The organism is Komagataeibacter intermedius TF2 (assembly GCF_000964425.1).
Taxonomy (GTDB): domain Bacteria; phylum Pseudomonadota; class Alphaproteobacteria; order Acetobacterales; family Acetobacteraceae; genus Komagataeibacter; species Komagataeibacter intermedius.
The window spans coordinates 1-17166 of record NZ_BANF01000040.1 but is presented as its reverse complement, the minus strand read 5'-3'; the positions used below and the strand labels follow the sequence as shown (position 1 = coordinate 17166).

Here is a 17166-nt window from a genome sequence, read left to right as displayed (position 1 = left end):
GCTGCGGTCGATCTTGATTTCCGTCAGCGGCAGGCGCGTCAGCCTTGAGAGCGACGAATACCCCGTGCCGAAATCATCCATCGACAACGCCACGCCAAGGTTACGGATGGCCTGCAGGACCATGTTCGTATCCTCGTTTTCCGTCATCATGACGCTTTCGGTAATTTCAACCGTCAGGCGATGCGGCTCCAGCTTGCTGTCACTGAGCAGGCGGGCAATGAAACCGGGCAGGTTACGGTTACGGAAATGCCCCGCCGACAGGTTGACCGCAACGGTCGGCACGTAAATGCCATGGGCATCCCATTCCAGGATCTGCTGCACCGCGCGTTCCAGCGACCACGTGCCGATGGCCTCGATCTGTCCGGTTTCCTCGGCCACGGCAATGAAACGCGAGGGATAGATGTTGCCCAGTGTCGGATGGTTCCATCGCGACAGTGCTTCCACGCCATACAGCGTATTGTTCCGGACATCGATCTGCGGCTGGTAATGCAGGTTGAGCAGCCCCTGCGCCAGCGATTCACGCAGCGCGGACCCCAGCAGCAGCCGGTCCTGCGCCGCCTTGTTGTCTTCCGAACGCGCAAGGTGCGTCATGCCCAGGCCCGATCGCTTGGCCTGACGCATCGCCTGCTCGGCATAGCTGAGCAGGGATTCGCCATCCGGCCCGTTTTCGGGGAACAGGCTTATGCCAATCCCCAGGGTCGGCACGATCATGTTGCCGCCGATCTCGATCGGCTGCTTCACGCATTCATGCAGCCTGTCGGCAAATTTCAGCGCGTCTTCCTTGCGCGTGTTCGGAACGATGATCAGGAATTCGTTCGATCCGGACCGGCTGAGGATATAATTGCTGCGCGAAATGCCTTTCAGCCGTTCGGAAACGGATTTCAGGAACCCGTCACCGTTGATATGGCCCAGCGCGTCATTGATGTCGCGGAAACGGTCGATGTCGATCATGTACAGGGCGAAATGATTGTCACCCGGCTGACCGATCAGGGACCGGATCACCTTATGCACTGCCGTACGGTTCAGGAAACCGGTCAGCGGGTCATAGTTCGACAGCTGCGAAATATGTTGCCGTGCCTCATGCTGTTCGATCAGCACGCCACAGAACGGCACGCAGCTGCTGACGATCTGGGCAGGCCATTCGCCCCGGTTGCGTTCGGACCGCGAATACAGCGCGAAAATACCCGTGATGCGCCCGTTGCGGGTGCTGATGGCCGACGCCCAGCAGTGATGCAGTCCCAGCGAAATGCCCACGGAACGGTAGCTGTCCCACACGATGGTGGTGGCTTCGCCAAGGTCATTGGCAAGGGCCGCGATGTCGGCTTCCGTCAGGCGCATTTCCTCCAGCGCCGCGGCAAAGCGGCGCGGCATGCCGGGACCGGACAGGATGCGCAGGCGGTTCTGCTCATCCAGCAGGACCAGCACGGCGACGGAATTGGGGACCAGCACCTCCACCTCGCGGCAGACCATGTCGGCCACGTCCTGGATCTGGATGTCGCTGGACAGGGAGCGGAAAACCGTATTCTGCAGTTCCATCACCCGGCTGCGATGGCCCGCACCGGTAATGCCGCGCACCATCATCAGGCGATAGGTGCGCCCGTCTGTCCCGATCCGCGCGGTCGTCAGGCTGACCTCGGCGGAGATATAGTCCCCGTCGCGGTTTTCAAACGTGACCTCGCCCGCGACCGGCTCCAGCGCAGGCGCCGTCACATCGAATGGCAGCCTGTCATTACCGACTGACGAAGCCAGCAGTTCAGCCACCGGCCTGCCCGCCAGCATGCCGGGGTCATAGCCCCACAGTGCCTCGGCTGCAGGATTGGCATACAGGATCACGTTGTGGTCATCGATAATGACCATCCCGTCCTTTGCCTGATTCAGCAGTTCAAAGCTGATATCGGGAATCGTCGCGACAATTGGTAGCGGCTTGGAGTTCTCGGTTTTCATGGTAATCCAAAATTATACATGCCTGTTTCCAGGCAGGCGCACCGGGACGGACGGGCAGCCCACGGGCCGCCCGGGGAACTATTTCGCAGGCTCACCTTCGGCAAGGACATGCTTTGCCATATCGGAGACAAGCGACATGGCCGGGCCTTCCGACCACTGCAGCAGGTCTTCGGGCGCCATGGGACGGGCAAACAGGTAGCCCTGCACCACGTCACAGTTCAGCCCCTTGAGCAGCTTGAGCTGCGCCTCCGTCTCGACCCCTTCGGTCACCACGGTCATGTTCAGGCGGTTGCCAATCCCGATCACCGCCGTGGTCACGGCCTGCGCATTGGGGTCGTGTTCAAGGTTCATGATAAAGCTGCGGTCGATCTTGATTTCCGTCAGCGGCAGGCGCGTCAGCCTTGAGAGCGACGAATACCCCGTACCGAAATCATCCATCGACAGGCCGACACCCAGGTTCCGGATGGCAGCCAGTCCCGCCATCGTATCCTCGTTCTCGTCCATCATGACGCTTTCCGTGATTTCAACGGTCAGGCGTTCGGGCGACAGGGCGCGTTCCTTCAGGATCCGTTCGATCAGCGCGGGCAGGCCGCGGTTACGGAAATGCGCAGCCGACAGGTTGACCGAAACGGTAGGGACATACAGGCCCTTGCGTTCCCATTCGATGATCTGGCGCGTCGCTTCCTCCAGCGACCAGGTGCCGATCGTCTCGATCTGCCCGGTGTCTTCCGCTACCGCGATGAAGCGCGAGGGATAGATGTTGCCCAGCGTGGGGTGCTTCCACCGCGACAGCGCCTCCACGCCATACAGCTTGCCCTCCATGATATCGATCTGCGGCTGGTAATGCAGGTTGAGCATGCCCTTGGCCAGCGATTCACGCAGCGCCGAGCCCAGCAGCAGCCGGTCCTGGGCCGCGCGGTTGTCCGCCGTGCTGGAAACACAGTAGCCGCCGCGCGCTTCCTTCTTGCACCGGCGCATGGCGATTTCGGCATGACCGAGCAGGGATTCGCCATCCGGCCCGTTTTCGGGGAAGATGCTGATGCCGATGCCAAGCGAGACAACAAGCAGGTTGCCCGCGATCTCGATGGGTTCCTGCATCGCCTTGATCAGGCTTTCGGCGAAGGCCACGGCCTTTTCCTCGTTACTGTCCGGCATGACGATGACGAATTCATCGCCCCCCGAACGGCTGAGGATATAATTGCTGCGCGACATGCCCTTCAGCCGTTCGGCAATCGCCTTGAGGAAGGCGTCGCCATTCTGATGGCCAAGCGTGTCATTGATGTCGCGGAAACGGTCCACGTCGATCATGAAGACCGCGAATTCGTTGTCACCCGGCCGGTCGATCATCGACTTGATGACCGTGTGGATGGCGGTCCGGTTCAGGAAGCCGGTCAGGGAATCATGGTTGGCCAGCTGCGAGATGTGCTGCTGGGCCTCATAATTCTCGATCACCACGCTACAGAACGGCACACAGCCGGTCACGATCTTCTGGGGCCAGTCGCTCAGCTTGTACTGGTTGCGCGAATACAGGGCGAAAATGCCCGAAATCCGCCCGTTGCGCGACTTGATCGCCGAAGCCCAGCAGTTATGCAACCCCAGCGATATCCCGAGCGAACGGTAGCTGTCCCACACGATACTGTTGGCTTCGGACAGGTCATTGCCCAGCGCCGCAAGGTCGCCTTCGGTCAGCACCATGTTTTCAAGGGCTGCGGCATAACGGCGCGGCAGGCCGGGACCGGACAGGATGCTCAGGCGGTTGTTTTCATCCAGCAGGATGATGGCGGACACCGTGTTGGGAACAAAGCTTTCCACTTCACGGCAGACGAGGTCGGCCACGTCCTCCACCTGCATGTCATTGGAAATGGCCTGGAACACCGTATTCTGCAGGTCCAGCAGCTTGCGGCGGTGGCTTTCCTCGGTCACGCCCTTCATGAAGGCCATGTAGTAGCGCTTCTTTTCCGGCCCCAGCAGCGCGGTCGAAATCGACATCTCACCGGAAATGTAGTCGCCCGCCTTGTTCTCGAACGTGACCTCGCGCGAGGTGCCGACAATGCGGTTCACGCCGGTCTTGCGGTTCTTGTAGATGTAGCTGTCATGGTCAGCGCGATAGACCGACGGCACAAGGCAGCTGACATTGCGGCCAATCACCTCATCCTCGGTAAAGCCCCACAGCTTCTCCGCCGCCGGATTGAAGAACACAACCTCGTTACGCTCGTTGATGATCACCACACCATCGGTCGCCTGCTCCAGAAGCTGGAGACTGACATCGGCTGTCATGTCCAGCTTGGTGGTCGGTTTCATATCATCTGTCATGGGAGGGGCGGCGTGGGGATTCATTACTCTCTCGCACTGTTTCATGGGACGGGTCCCGCAGGCATCAGGCTGCGGGATAGAATACGGGGGCGCAGGCGGCCCGGATGGGTGTCGCGGCAAAGGTCGATTGCAGGGCCCGGCCGGGGGCCACAGGCGCGGTCGCGGCACCTGGCGCCTGCGCGGGACGGCCAATCAGATAGCCCTGGCCTTCGTCGCAGCCTTCGGATGAGAGCAGCGCAAGCTGTGCCGGCGTTTCGATACCCTGCGCCAGGACCGAGACGCGCAGCGCATGCCCCGCCAGCATGACGGAACGCACCAGTTCGGCCATGGCCGGATCCGTGCCCACCTGCTGCATGAGGGTCCGGTCGATCTTGATCTTGTCGAAGGGGAATTCGCGCAGCATCGACAGCACCGATTTCCGCCCCCCGAACTCATCAAGCGCAAGCCGTACCCCCAGCGCATGCACCTTGCGGGCCATGGCCAGTGCGCGCGGGCGGTCACGCTGGATTGTGGCCTCGGTCACTTCAATCACCAGACGGCTGGCGGGCAGGCCACTGCGCTCCAGCGCGGCGCTGACCGTATCGGCAAAGCGCGGCAGCAGGAACTGCGAGGCCGACATGTTGACCGCAACCCGAATCCCCTCGTCCCAATCGGCCGCGGCCCTGCATGCCTGATCCAGGACCCATTCGCCCAGTTCGATGATCAGGCCGTTTTCATACGCAAGGTCCAGGATTTCCGTCGGCGATATGTTGCCACGCACCGGATGCTCCCATCGCAGCAGGGCCTCATACCCGGACACTTCACCCGTCGCGACCACTGTCTGCACCTGATAGAACAGCGAAAGCTGCCCGTTCTCCATGGCGTTGCGCAGGTCATCGCCCAGCGCGCGGCGTTCGCGCACGTTCTGGTCCAGCGAACTTTCATAATACCAGATCGTATGGTGCAGGTCGGTCTTGGCACGATACATGGCCAGATCCGCGCGCGAGATCAGGGTCTCGCTGTCCGTTGCGTCAACCGGATAGACCGCAACGCCGATACTGCCGCCACTGGTGACCATGTAGTCATCAATGGGAATGGGCTGGTTCAGCGCCTGCTGGATACGTTTGACGAAACCCTGCAGTTCCTCCCTGTCCGACGTACGGTGAATGGCGATGAATTCATCCCCACCCAGACGGGCCACGAATTCACCCTCACCCAGAAGGGCGCTGAAACGTTCGGCCAGCGTGGTCAGCACGATATCACCTGCGGCATGGCCGCGCGTATCGTTGATTTCCTTGAACTTGTTCAGATCAATGCCGATTACCGCAAACTGCTCGCCCGTCTGGTCCGCCGTTGCGACTTCCTGATCCAGACGTTCATTGAAGCTTATGCGGTTGGGCAGCCCGGTCAGCGCGTCGGACATGGCCATGCGATGCAGTTCATCATACGATTCCTGCCGCACGCTGCCGTCAATGACGAAGCAGGCGATGCCTGCGATGATCGTCAGCATGGACCCGCCGATAACGGCGAAACCAATGGCCTGGAACTGTCCGCTGTCATGCGGCATCAGCGCATGCGACGGCATGGCGATATGCATGGCGGCCATGCCGGTAAAATGCAGCCCTGCGACCGCGCCGACCATGGCCAGCGTCATTTCGATCTCGCGCCGCAGGCTGACCGGGCGCAACGCCAGCCGGAGCGCCACGGCCGACAGGATAATGCCAATCAGGACCGACACGATCACCAGCGGCATGTTCCATACCACCGGCGCATCAATGTGGTACGCCGCCATGCCAGTGTAATGCATGCTGGTTATGCCGAGGCCGAGGATGATCCCCCCTACCGCGCAGCCGCCATGCCCATGCAGCCTGACCGCCGCCATGATCGCGAACGGCACGGCCACGAACATGGCCAGCAGCGAAAGCGCGGTCCGCAGCGGATCAAGATGCACGTCGGCACCGGCATGATAGGCCAGCATGGCCGCGAAATGCGTGCACCAGACAAAGCTGGCGCCCGCCATGGCGGCCAGGAAATACCAGCCAAGACGCTGCCTGCCACGGGTTTCCGACACGCGGGCGACCAGCCGCATGGTAATCCATGCGCCCAATACACAAACAATCAACGCGCCAGAAAGCAGAAAGGGATTATAGACCCTCAGTTCATAGATATGATTGCTCATTGGTTCCATTTTTCGACAGCAATACAATCTGGACATTGGCAGATTTCGGGTAAAAATCTGCCACCGCATGTGGAATACGGGAAACCAGCTTGCATCAACCGCCTACGATAGGGGCATTTAAACAGGCTATCAGCTATTTATGTTTATATTTGCTGAGATTAACTGGATATTAGTAAACCTTCACAGGATATGCAACAAAAAATATCCCATGGAAAATTGCATGGCTGCCGACCACAGTCCCAATACCGAAGATAGTCAGCACTACCTGAATTTTTTGATCGAATACCATCGTAAAAAGCCAATAATAGGCTTATATTCCTAAATTATACCTATTTATCACTCTGTTTCCGTTTGATGCTGCATACATTCCGGGAAACAACACCATGCGGCGGCCATATGCCGCCCTTATGGCAGCATGCGCTGAAAAACCCGATCCCGCCTGACCAGCAGATGGTGGAACCCGGCCCCGGCATGGAAACACGCGAGCCCGAACAGTAACCACGCATTCCAATGATGTAATGACGAAAAAAAGGAATGTGTTCCGCCCAGAAGTTCCGGGAAAGGAGAGTTGATGGGCACCCCGAACGCAATGACAGGCCGCCCCGTACTCCATCGCGCCATGTAACCGAACACGATTTCACCACCCAGCAGCAGATAAAGCAGGCGGTGGACGCTGCGCGCCACCCGGTCCTGAAAGGTCACGACCGGAAAGCGGATGGCCCGCCCCCCCGTCATTGCCCATGTCATGCGGGTCACGAACACCGCCGCCAGCAACACGCCCAGCGACGTATGCGTCACCGCCAGAAACGCGCGCAGCGGCGCGGCACGGTCCATCAGATGCCACGCCACCTGCCCCACCACGAACTGTTCCACCACCAGCACGGCAGTGATCCAGTGCAGCCAGCGGGTTTCCCAGCTATATCGCGTGGGCCGGGATGACGGAATGGATGAATAGGCTGCCATCGCGCCCACCTATGGTCCTGATCGCTACAAATGGGTGGGCACGCTGCCGCCGCTGCGCCCGTCAGTCAACACCGGGAAGAATCGAACTGTCTTCCCCACCGATATGCATATTGGTATAGCCGCCATCGCTCATGCCAGGGGCGCCGCTGCCTGACGCGGTGCCGGGCATCATCATGGTGCCGGTCATCTGATCGGATTCCTCGCCATCATTATGGAACTGCGGCACGCCCCCACCCATGCCGGTTTCGGGTGAACTGTAGTCCCCCGCTATGCCGGCGGATGCATCATCCGCTTCCGACCCGCCGGGGGTATAGCCGCCAGCCGCACTGCCTGCCGCCTGCGAATGACCACGCGCATGCGCGACGCCGCCGTGACCTGCCGCCACCATGATCCCGACCGTCAGGGCCGCTAGCCCTTTCCTGATATAAGCTGACATCCGATCTTCCCTCCCGTTACGCCCCACGCGGCGATGCGCATGGCGTTCATCAGTTACATGGGGCCAGCGCCCCGCTGCGCCAATGGTATCGCGCATACGGTAACAGTGGGGTAATCCTGCCACGCATATGACGCGCGTGTGCCATGCAGCCTAAAACACATGAAGGGGCGTATGGTTGTCATGAAACGTAACAGGGCGCACAGTCCGACCTGTCGCGCGACAGACACATGCCTGCTGGAGAATGAGAATGACCACGCTCGCCACCCTTCCCCTGACACAGATGACCGTTGTGCCCGACCTGCTGGATACGCCGGTGGGTACCGTGATGCTTGCCTCGGAAATCTCGCGCGATGACCAGAAGATCGTCATTCGCAGCCGCGTTGTCGCAAACGGGAAGACAACGCCCGGCCTGATCATGATGACGGCGGCCGCCAAGGGCTATTTCGTGCCGGATGAAGCCTGCACCGCCTTCGTGCGCACGGCGCTGGATGTTACGGAAGTCATGCCGCTGCTGCTGACCAGGATCGTTCCCGGCTTCCGCTACAAATACGACGCGGTCGTGCGGGGCGATGTCTGGCAGCTGAAGGATGAAGCAGGCAAGCAGTTCGCAGGGCTTGCGATCGGTTCCTCCGACGAGGAGGAAAGCAAGGTCTATGCCTATGCCCGGATCGAGGGTGGACGGATTGGCGATATCGTATCCGCCACCCGCGTGGCCTATCTGGGCCAGCTTGATTTTGGCGCGGGCCCCGTCACAGCCACGCTGGGCTGATGCAAAAAGCCCCGGCCGCCAGCACAGCAGCCGGGGCTACCACCGGACTTACGCCGCGCCGGGCTGACTTTCCAGACTGGCGGAATTGGGCGTGCGTGGCAGGAAGAAGCGGATGATACGCGCGAGGTTGGGCGCAAGCTTCGGTCGCAGCAGGCGCGGATCATAGCCCGAAAAACGACGTTCGTTCTCGATCAGGCAGATGTCGATCATGTCACGCAGCGGCACGTCGACATTGGCGACTTCCTTGGTGCCGTTCACGGTGAAGTTGTTGTCCTGCTCGTGCCTGTTGCCTTCGGCATCGAATGTCGTGACCATGCCCAGCCGTTCATACAGCAGGAACAGCCAGACCCCGATCACGCGCAGTTCGAACCACGGGCGCTTCCACATCGGCATGGTGGCGCGATGCCATGCCAGCCAGTTGGCGAACAGCAGGATATGGCGGCATTCTTCCTGCATCACCGGCTCGAACGTATCGATCAGCGCGGGGGGGAAGAAGGCGGATTTCTGTGCGATGGCAAAAAGGCCGAACGCGAAGAAGCTGTCCACGCATTCGGAAAAGCCCGTGACCATATAGGCCCATTCCACATCACGCGGTTCGATGTAGGGCGGCTCGGACGCCAGCGGAATGTCATAGGCCGCCACCATCTTGGACAGGACTTCCTTATGCCGGTTTTCCTCCCACGCATTGCGTGACAGGGCATCCTTCATGTCCGGATCGTCAATCAGGCGGGCATAGGCGGCCATGCGCAGGCGGGCCTTGCCTTCGGTCTGCACGGCAATGTCCCAGATGGGCAGCGAGGTCACGCGTTCCAGCGTTTCCTTGTCCAGCCTGGGCCATTCAATGACCGAGGGCTTATAGGGATTGAAGGTATCGCGGAACATGTCCGCCACGGCCTTCTTGTGCTCCGCCGATCCGGGCGCAAGCGGCCCCGGCACCGGACTGGACCAGTGGCGGGCGTTGAAATCGGCCTTTGCCACGGCATCAGGGGTCGCGGCCCCCGGGTCACGGGCTTCGGGCAGTGTGGTGTAGATGTCGGAAAGTGATTTCGTCATGTCGGCTCGCTGCTCGGAACGGTGTCGCGTGGATACGCCGGCCGATGTGGCATTCATCCCAACAGCTGGCACCCGGATTGCCGGTGTCCATATCACACCAGCCACCAAGTGCAGAACTGTTATCTGAAATTTGCGGGGAATGCCGAAACACCCCCCGCACAACGCGCCATCAGCATTATGGACCCGCCAAGCGGTCCGCCTTGCCTTAAATCAATGCAGGTCAGAGATTTTGTCGATCACGCGCGTTACCAGCCCGTAATCAATCGCTTCCTGCGCGGACATCCAGTAATTGCGGTCCGTATCCTTGCACACCTTTTCATAAGGCTGCCCGGTTTCGCGCGCGAACAGGCGGTTCAGGCGCTCACGCATCTTGATGATTTCACGCGCTTCGATGTCGATATCGGTCGCGGGTCCGCGCACGCCGCCCATGGGCTGGTGCAGCAGGAAACGGGTATTGGGCAGGCAGTAGCGCCGCTCCCTGTTGCCTGCGGCAAAAATCAGCGCACCAGCGGATGCGACCCAGCCGGTACCGATCATGTTGACCGGCGCCACCGAATCGACAAAGCGTATCATGTCATGGATGGTGTCGCCACTTTCCACATGCCCGCCGGGGGAGTTCACGTACACATCGATCGGCTTGTCCGACGCACCAGCCAGCGCCAGCAGGCGGCCGGTCACATCGCGGGCGATCTTGTCGTTGATCGGACCGAACACCAGCACCTTGCGCTGGTCGAACAGGCGGCTTTCCAGTTCCCCGATGGGGGAGGACAGCGTGCGGTTCCGGTCAGGTTCCTCGGTTTCCGGGCCCTGGGGTTCGGGGATATCGGGATCCCTGGGATCTTCATCATCCATGCGGATGCGGTGGTTCGGCTGCATGCCGTTCATCGGGTTCTCCCTATTCTCCGGGACTGGCCTATTCATGCCCTTATCCTGCGCTGCCTTGCGCCCGGTGCCAAGTCCCGACCTGACAATGGGTCGGGTGGGACGGCTGGCACAGTCGTTGCGTACCCCCTCGCTAAGATCGGCATTGCAGGCTAGTTTGCCCCTGTCATGTTGTGTGCAGGCCGCAAAAGGCCATGGGAGCTAAGATTGGGAAAGCCGGCACTATCGCCAAGTCCCGGAAGATTTTTTTTTCCGCCGTCCAGATATGTCGCCCCCGGACGGGCCGCGCTGCTGGCGCTGCTGGCCGCCGGCATGGCGGGCTGCGCGCACCATCAGGACACGGTCGATTCCCTGAGCGACTGGTACCACAGCCATCAGGGTGGCGTGATCAGCCAGCAGCGTCCCCCGCCGCCGGGTGCGCACCTGCCCTATCCCAAGATCGGGCTGGGACCGACCGGCACGCCCGAACTGCCCTCCCCCGAACTGCGCGAGGACATCACCGCCGACCTTGAGGCCCAGCGCGAACTGAACCAGCGACAGGACGCCATCATGGGCACCATGCCCACGGCTGCCGACATCCCGCCCATTCCCACGCATCCGGCCAGCAATGGCGGCGGGCAGTCCGCCTCCCTCGCGGCGGCGGATGACGGCGCGCAGGCCGGACACGCTACTGGCGGCAGCCAGCCGAAATCCGAACAGGGCATGGCCCGCCAGCCCGAACCCGCGCGCGACAGCAGCGGGCAGCTGGTCATGCCCGAAGTCACGCAGACGGTGTCCGACCATCCCGAAGCCATTCCCGCCAACCTGCCGCAGATCGCGGACGGGCCGCCCCAGCTTCCCTCGGTCGGGGGGATCACCCTGCCCGACAACGCCGCGCGCGATGGTCTGGAAGCGCCTGCCTATCATCTGGCAACGCCGGATGACGGGGACCCGGTCCATTTCCTGCCCGGTTCCGACCAGATCGAGGAAGGCGAGGAAGACGTGGTGAATACGATCGCCCGGGAACGCGGGAACAGCTTCGTGATCGTGAACGGCTACGGCAATGCCGCCACCGCCACGGCGGAAGGGCAGACCGCAGCCCTCAACCTCGCCCTGCTGCGCACGCGCACGCTGAGCAACATGCTGCAGGCCCGTGGCGTCCCCGCCAACCGCATTACGGTGCACGCCCATGCCTTTGGCAATGGTGCAAGAATGGCCATCGTGCGCTAGAGTGCCGTCCATGGCCCCGCAACAGGGGGAAACCATGTCACCTTATTTCCAACCCGGCGCGCCTGCGCGCCCGCAACAGAGCGTCCCATGACCGAAGAATTCCACCGTATCCGCCGCCTGCCGCCCTATGTCTTCGCTGAAGTCAACAAGGCCAAGGCCCAGGCCCGAGCGCGGGGGGAGGATATTATTGATCTGGGCATGGGCAATCCCGATACCCCCACCCCGCCCCATATCGTGCAGAAACTGGTGGAAACGGTAGCTGACCCGCGCGCGCACCGTTATTCCGTCAGCCGTGGCATCCCCGGTCTGCGCCGGGCGCTGGCGGGCTATTACGAACGCCGCTTCAACGTGAAGCTGGACCCCGAAACGGAAGTGATCGCAACGCTTGGGTCCAAGGAGGGGCTGGCCAACCTCGCCTCCGCCATCACCAGCCCGGGTGATACGATTCTGGTGCCCAACCCATCCTATCCCATCCATCAGTTCGGCTTCATCATCGCGGGTGCGTCCGTGCGCTCCATTCCCGCGACACCAGACGATGAAATGCTGGAGGCACTGGACCGCGCGGTGCGCCATTCCGTGCCGAAACCCACGGCGCTGATCGTCAATTTTCCGTCAAATCCCACTGCGTACCTGGCGGACCTTGATTTCTACCGCAAGCTGGTGGCGTTTGCGCGCAAGCACGAAATCTGGATCCTGTCGGACCTTGCGTATGCGGAAATCTATTTTGGCGACAATGTCCCGCCCTCCATCCTGGAGGTGCCGGGCGCGAAGGACATCGCCGTTGAATTCACGTCCCTGTCCAAGACCTATTCCATGGCGGGCTGGCGCATGGGCTTTGCCGCAGGCAACCCCAAGCTGATCGCGGCGCTGACGCGCATCAAGTCCTATCTGGACTATGGCGCGTTCACCCCCATTCAGGTCGCCGCCGTCGCGGCCCTCAGCGGGCCGCAGGACTGCGTGGCCGAAATCCGCGATATCTACCGCAAGCGCCGCGACGTGCTGATCCAGGGCCTGCACGCGGCGGGGTGGGAGGTACCTTCCCCCGAAGGGTCGATGTTCGCATGGGCGCCGATTCCCCAGCGGTTCCGCGAACTGGGCAGCGTGGGCTTTTCCAAGCTGCTGCTGAAGGAAGCAGGCGTCGCGGTGGCCCCCGGCCTTGGCTTCGGGGAACATGGCGAAGGCTTCGTGCGCATCGGGCTGGTGGAAAACACCCAGCGCCTGCGTCAGGCCTGCCGCTCGATCCGCCATTTCATGACGGAACATGGCGGCACGACCCCCACCACGCAGCAGGCGGCCCCGCTGTCGGGCAAACAGCCCGCCCATTCATGACTGCCCTATCGGTTAACGGAAAACAGATGACTTCTTCCCCTTGCAAGCCCGCCCCCAAACCGCCCCTGCGCATCGGCATTGCGGGGCTGGGCACGGTTGGCGCCGGCGTTGTAAAGCTGCTGCGCGAAAATGCGGAGCTGATCCGTGCCCGCGCGGGCCGCGAACTGGTTGTGACCGCCGTCAGCGCGCGCAACCGCACGCGTGACCGTGGCATCGACCTGTCCGGCGTGGCCTGGTGCGACACGCCGGAGGAACTGGCCACCCACCCTGATGTTGACGTGGTGGCCGAACTGATTGGCGGGGCCGAAGGTGCCGCGCGCCTGACGGTTACCCGCGCGCTGGAAAACCGCCGCCCCGTGGTGACCGCCAACAAGGCGCTGATCGCCATTCACGGTGCCGAACTGGCCTGCACGGCGCAGGCCGCGGGCGTGCCGCTTATGTTCGAGGCGGCGGTTGCCGGTGGCATTCCCGCCATCAAGACCGTGCGCGAAGGGCTGGCCGCGGACCGTATCCTGAAGATCGGCGGCATCCTGAACGGCACGTGCAACTACATCCTGACCGTCATGCATGAAACCGGGCGGGATTTTGCCGAAATCCTGTCCGATGCGCAGAAGCTGGGCTATGCCGAGGCCGACCCCTCGACCGATGTGGACGGCGTCGATACCGCGCACAAGCTGGCGATCCTGGCCGGGCTGGCGTTCGGACGGCCGGTGGTGTTCGCGTCCATCTATATCGAAGGCATCCGCCGCATCGGCGCGCTGGACCTGCAGTTCGCGCGCAAGATGGGCTACCGCATCAAGCTGCTGGGCATCGCCTGCCAGCACGAAAACGGCATCGAGGCCCGGGTGCATCCCTGCCTGGTGCCGCAGGATGCGCCGATTGCGGAAGTCAACGGCGTCTTCAACGCCGTGGTGGCGGAAGGGGCCTTTGCCGGTCGCCTGATGCTGGAAGGACGGGGCGCGGGCGAAGGACCGACCGCCACCGCCGTATGCGCCGACCTGATCGATATTGCCCGCGGGTCCGCCATGCCGGTATGGGGCTGCGCGGCCGACAGCCTGACGCAGGCCGTGGCGCTGCCAAGCAAATCGTTCATGGGCGAATACTACCTGCGCCTGAATGTGGAAGACCGCCCCGGCGTGATTGCCGACATCACGGCGGTGCTGCGTGACAATGGCGTTTCCCTGCGCAGCATGCTGCAGCATGCCGATGCACATGAAGTCCGTCCCGACGGCGCCCATGCCGTACCGCTGGTGCTGCTGACACACAGGACGAACGAAGCGGCGATGCAGCATGCACTGCACCATATTGCCGAACTGCCTGCCGTACTGGATGAGCCCGTAATGATCCGTATCGACGCAGGCTAGGACACGGGATGGCTGGCCCCCACGGGCCGTCCATCCTGTCCACCCGTCCCTGCATGCCCATAAGGATCCGTTTACATGTCCGCAGCCGACCTGCTTTCCCCCGCCACCGCGTCGCCCGCGCCACAGGACATGCAGGAACCAGCCGTGCTGGGGGTGACCCGCAGTGTCACGGGCCGGCGATGGAACTGGCGCGAAGGGGGGCAGGCCAGCCATACCGACCGCATGGGCATGGCCATTGCGCAGCAGACCGGACTGCCGGAAATCGTCGGTCGCATGCTGGCCCTGCGCCGTATCGCACCCGAACAGGTTGAAACCTACCTGACCCCCACCCTGCGCGCGCTGATGCCCGACCCCTCCACGTTCACCGACATGGATACGGCGGCGGCCCGTCTGGCCACGGCCATCCGGAATGGGGAAACGGTGGGTCTGTTCGGGGATTATGACGTGGACGGAGCCTGTTCCACCGCGTTGCTGACCGACGTCCTGCGCCGTCAGGGCTGCACTGTGCTGACCCATATTCCCGACCGCATGACGGAAGGCTATGGCCCGAACACGCCCGCGATCGCGGCCATGCAGGATCAGGGCGCGCGCCTGATCGTCTGTCTGGACTGCGGCACGGCGGCGGTCGATGTGCTGGAACAGGTCAGCGCGCGCAGCGATGTCATTATCCTTGACCACCACCAGGTGCAGGGCGCGCTGCCCCGCGTGCTGGCGACGGTCAACCCGAACCGGCCCGACTGCCCATCGGGCCTGCATGGTATCTGTGCCGCCGCCGTCACATTCATGACCGTGGTGGCGACAGTACGCATCCTGCGCCGTGACGGGTGGTTCGATTCCCATCCTGATCCGCAACTGATGGACAGCCTCGACCTCGTGGCGCTGGCGACTGTATGCGATGTCATGCCGTTAAGCGGCCTGAACCGCGCCTTTGTCACGCAGGGGCTGAAAGTCATGGCGCGTCGGCAGCGCACGGGGCTGGCCGCACTGCTGGATGCCGCGGGCGCGCGTGACCCGCTTTCGGCCTTTACGTGTGGATTCGCGCTGGGACCGCGCATCAATGCAGGGGGACGTATCGCGGATTCCGGTCTGGGACTGCGACTGCTGCTGTGTGATGACGCGGCGGAAGCGCAGGCGCTGGCGGAACGGCTCAATTCCGTCAACCATAACCGCCAGAGCGTCGAAGCCGACATTCTGGACCGCGCCATGGAACTGGCGGCCGCACAACGTGCGCAGGGCCATGCCGTACTGGTGCTGAGTGGCCGTGACTGGCACCCCGGCGTGGTCGGGATCGTGGCGGGGCGCATCAAGGAAAAATTCAACCGCCCCGTCCTGGTGGGCGCGGAACTGGATGATGGAAGCGTCAAGGGGTCCGCCCGTTCGGTACCGGGGCATGATCTGGGTGGGGCCATTATCGCGGCACGGCAGGCGGGCCTGCTGTCATCGGGCGGGGGTCATGCAATGGCGGCGGGTTTTGGCCTGCCTGCGGAGGGGATTCCCGCCCTGCATGCGTTCCTCGACCACCATCTGGCCACTGCTGCCGGCCTGCCCGATGCGGTGGACCTGACCATTGACGCCGTGGTGAACGTGGCCGCTGCCGATGTGTCGCTGGCAACCGACATGGACCGTCTGGCCCCCTTCGGGGCGGGAAATGATGAACCGCTGATCGCACTGCCCCGCGTGCGCGTGGCCTATGCCGAACGGATCGGACGGGAGGGCAATACCCTGCGCCTGACGCTGCAGGGCGAAGGCCGGGGGCCACGGCTGAAGGCGCTGGTATTCCGCGCCAACGAAAGCCCGCTCGCCCCCGTGCTGGAAGATCGTGACGCACCGCCGCTGCACCTGGCGGGATGGCTGCGCGCCGAAAGCTGGAATGGCCGGACATCCGCCACATTTTTCATCCGTGACGCGGCGATCGTCCAATAATTTCAATATTTTTGAATCAGGGGGTTGACCCCCACCCCGTGTCGGGATACTTACCGCTCACGCCTTTAGTCCCGTTCGTCTAGAGGCCTAGGACACCGCCCTTTCACGGCGGCAACACGGGTTCGAATCCCGTACGGGACGCCAGCTACTTTGCCGCAATTCATTGCGGGCATTATGCTGATTACAGGTACTTTCGTGATTTCCAATCTGTTGGACCTTGAGTCACTCCTGAACCAGACGGGTTTCCGTTATTCGGGAATAGCTCGGTGAAAACCGACTGGCTGCGCGATACAGCCGCCAGAACTGCCTGACGATCAGGCGCCCTCTCCCGTGCTTTCACGACTTTCCTGCGCCTGAATGGCATTTCGCGTGCCGATCAGCGGTCCGGACTATGGCCGCCCTTGCGTCTGACGCAATGGAGCGGAGACACGTTTACAGTCTGGCTGTGACGGCACGTTCAAAGCGAATGTCTCACATACTTTCGATATCTGACCAGATTTTATCATGAGTATGATGTCCGGCCCGCCTCCCTGCTTTCCATTATCCGGCAGGCTGCCGATTCTCCTGCGGGGCGACATCAAACCGGTCGAAGATCGTTGCCCTTATACCATCCTGCGCCGTCCCGACGCCGTGCTGGCCCTCGGGTGCAGACCATTCCCCACCCCAGAAAGCCGTCCGATGTCTTTCCTGCTGGCATAGCTGTGCGACATGTCCATCTCCCAGCCATTCTCCAGATTTATACCGCACCAGAAAAGGGAAATTCTGGTTTTATCTTTCCAGGGCCTGTTGGGAATTATCTTGAATTAATGATTGCGCCAACGAG

12 protein-coding genes and 1 tRNA gene are annotated in these 17166 nt (G+C 62.2%); 6 read left to right on the top strand and 7 right to left on the bottom strand.

The window, feature by feature from the left end; translation table 11 throughout:
- The 5 genes from B7449_RS08045 to B7449_RS08025 all read right to left on the bottom strand — a co-directional run.
- Positions 1 to 1944, bottom strand: a 1944-nt coding sequence (locus B7449_RS08045; RefSeq protein WP_048883548.1) for a sensor domain-containing protein, incomplete at its 3' end; no start/stop codon positions are given.
- A gap of 78 nt (positions 1945 to 2022) precedes the next feature.
- The gene (locus tag B7449_RS08040; RefSeq protein ID WP_048883547.1) at positions 2023 to 4257 is read right to left on the bottom strand and encodes an EAL domain-containing protein; all 2235 of its coding nucleotides are present in this window, start codon (positions 4255 to 4257) and stop codon (positions 2023 to 2025) included.
- 64 nt (positions 4258 to 4321) lie between these two features.
- A complete protein-coding gene (locus B7449_RS08035) occupies positions 4322 to 6415 on the bottom strand; it encodes a putative bifunctional diguanylate cyclase/phosphodiesterase (protein WP_082084801.1) in 2094 nt (697 codons plus the stop codon).
- 405 nt (positions 6416 to 6820) lie between these two features.
- Positions 6821 to 7378 (bottom strand): cytochrome b, encoded by a 558-nt coding sequence (locus B7449_RS08030; RefSeq protein WP_039736746.1) that lies wholly within the window; start codon positions 7376 to 7378, stop codon positions 6821 to 6823.
- Positions 7379 to 7439: 61 nt separating this feature from the next.
- On the bottom strand, positions 7440 to 7814 hold the full coding sequence (locus tag B7449_RS08025; protein ID WP_029329694.1) for a hypothetical protein: 375 nt from the start codon (positions 7812 to 7814) through the stop codon (positions 7440 to 7442).
- A gap of 247 nt (positions 7815 to 8061) precedes the next feature.
- Here B7449_RS08025 and B7449_RS08020 point away from each other — a divergent pair, with 247 nt between their 5' ends.
- Positions 8062 to 8583 carry a hypothetical protein gene (locus B7449_RS08020; protein ID WP_039736745.1) on the top strand — a complete coding sequence of 174 codons (522 nt, stop codon included), beginning with the start codon at positions 8062 to 8064 and terminating at the stop codon, positions 8581 to 8583.
- A 48-nt stretch (positions 8584 to 8631) separates the two neighbouring features.
- Here the strand turns inward: B7449_RS08020 and B7449_RS08015 are convergent, their stop codons facing one another.
- Both B7449_RS08015 and B7449_RS08010 read right to left on the bottom strand, forming a co-directional pair.
- Positions 8632 to 9636 carry a ferritin-like domain-containing protein gene (locus B7449_RS08015; protein ID WP_039736750.1) on the bottom strand — a complete coding sequence of 335 codons (1005 nt, stop codon included), beginning with the start codon at positions 9634 to 9636 and terminating at the stop codon, positions 8632 to 8634.
- Positions 9637 to 9846: 210 nt separating this feature from the next.
- The gene (locus B7449_RS08010; RefSeq protein WP_039736744.1) at positions 9847 to 10521 is read right to left on the bottom strand and encodes an ATP-dependent Clp protease proteolytic subunit; all 675 of its coding nucleotides are present in this window, start codon (positions 10519 to 10521) and stop codon (positions 9847 to 9849) included.
- Positions 10522 to 10830: 309 nt separating this feature from the next.
- Between B7449_RS08010 and B7449_RS08005 the strand changes: the two genes are divergently transcribed.
- From B7449_RS08005 to B7449_RS07985, 5 genes are all read left to right on the top strand, one after another.
- Positions 10831 to 11727, top strand: a complete 897-nt coding sequence (locus B7449_RS08005) for an OmpA family protein (RefSeq protein WP_244465752.1) — start codon at positions 10831 to 10833, stop codon at positions 11725 to 11727.
- 87 nt (positions 11728 to 11814) lie between these two features.
- On the top strand, positions 11815 to 13056 hold the full coding sequence (locus B7449_RS08000) for an LL-diaminopimelate aminotransferase (protein WP_039736742.1): 1242 nt from the start codon (positions 11815 to 11817) through the stop codon (positions 13054 to 13056).
- A 26-nt stretch (positions 13057 to 13082) separates the two neighbouring features.
- Positions 13083 to 14420: a homoserine dehydrogenase gene (locus B7449_RS07995; RefSeq protein ID WP_039736741.1), complete on the top strand. Its 1338-nt coding sequence runs from the start codon at positions 13083 to 13085 to the stop codon at positions 14418 to 14420.
- Between the two features lie 75 nt (positions 14421 to 14495).
- Complete coding sequence (recJ, locus tag B7449_RS07990) at positions 14496 to 16343, top strand: single-stranded-DNA-specific exonuclease RecJ (RefSeq protein WP_039736740.1); 1848 nt, start codon at positions 14496 to 14498, stop codon at positions 16341 to 16343.
- Positions 16344 to 16411: 68 nt separating this feature from the next.
- Positions 16412 to 16487 (top strand) — tRNA-Glu (locus tag B7449_RS07985).
- Positions 16488 to 17166: the final 679 nt, after the last annotated feature.

Excerpts from the sequence above, each read along its gene's own strand:
- B7449_RS07995 (WP_039736741.1), top strand. The coding sequence starts at position 13,083 with ATGACTTCTTCCCCTTGCAAGCCCGCCCCCAAACCGCCCCTGCGCATC.
- B7449_RS08015 (WP_039736750.1), bottom strand. The coding sequence starts at position 9,636 with ATGACGAAATCACTTTCCGACATCTACACCACACTGCCCGAAGCCCGT.
- B7449_RS08025 (WP_029329694.1), bottom strand. The coding sequence starts at position 7,814 with ATGTCAGCTTATATCAGGAAAGGGCTAGCGGCCCTGACGGTCGGGATC.
- B7449_RS08010 (WP_039736744.1), bottom strand. The coding sequence starts at position 10,521 with ATGAACGGCATGCAGCCGAACCACCGCATCCGCATGGATGATGAAGAT.
- recJ (WP_039736740.1), top strand. The coding sequence starts at position 14,496 with ATGTCCGCAGCCGACCTGCTTTCCCCCGCCACCGCGTCGCCCGCGCCA.
- B7449_RS08035 (WP_082084801.1), bottom strand. The coding sequence starts at position 6,415 with ATGAGCAATCATATCTATGAACTGAGGGTCTATAATCCCTTTCTGCTT.
- B7449_RS08040 (WP_048883547.1), bottom strand. The coding sequence starts at position 4,257 with ATGACAGATGATATGAAACCGACCACCAAGCTGGACATGACAGCCGAT.
- B7449_RS08020 (WP_039736745.1), top strand. The coding sequence starts at position 8,062 with ATGACCACGCTCGCCACCCTTCCCCTGACACAGATGACCGTTGTGCCC.
- B7449_RS08005 (WP_244465752.1), top strand. The coding sequence starts at position 10,831 with ATGGCGGGCTGCGCGCACCATCAGGACACGGTCGATTCCCTGAGCGAC.
- B7449_RS08000 (WP_039736742.1), top strand. The coding sequence starts at position 11,815 with ATGACCGAAGAATTCCACCGTATCCGCCGCCTGCCGCCCTATGTCTTC.
- B7449_RS08030 (WP_039736746.1), bottom strand. The coding sequence starts at position 7,378 with ATGGCAGCCTATTCATCCATTCCGTCATCCCGGCCCACGCGATATAGC.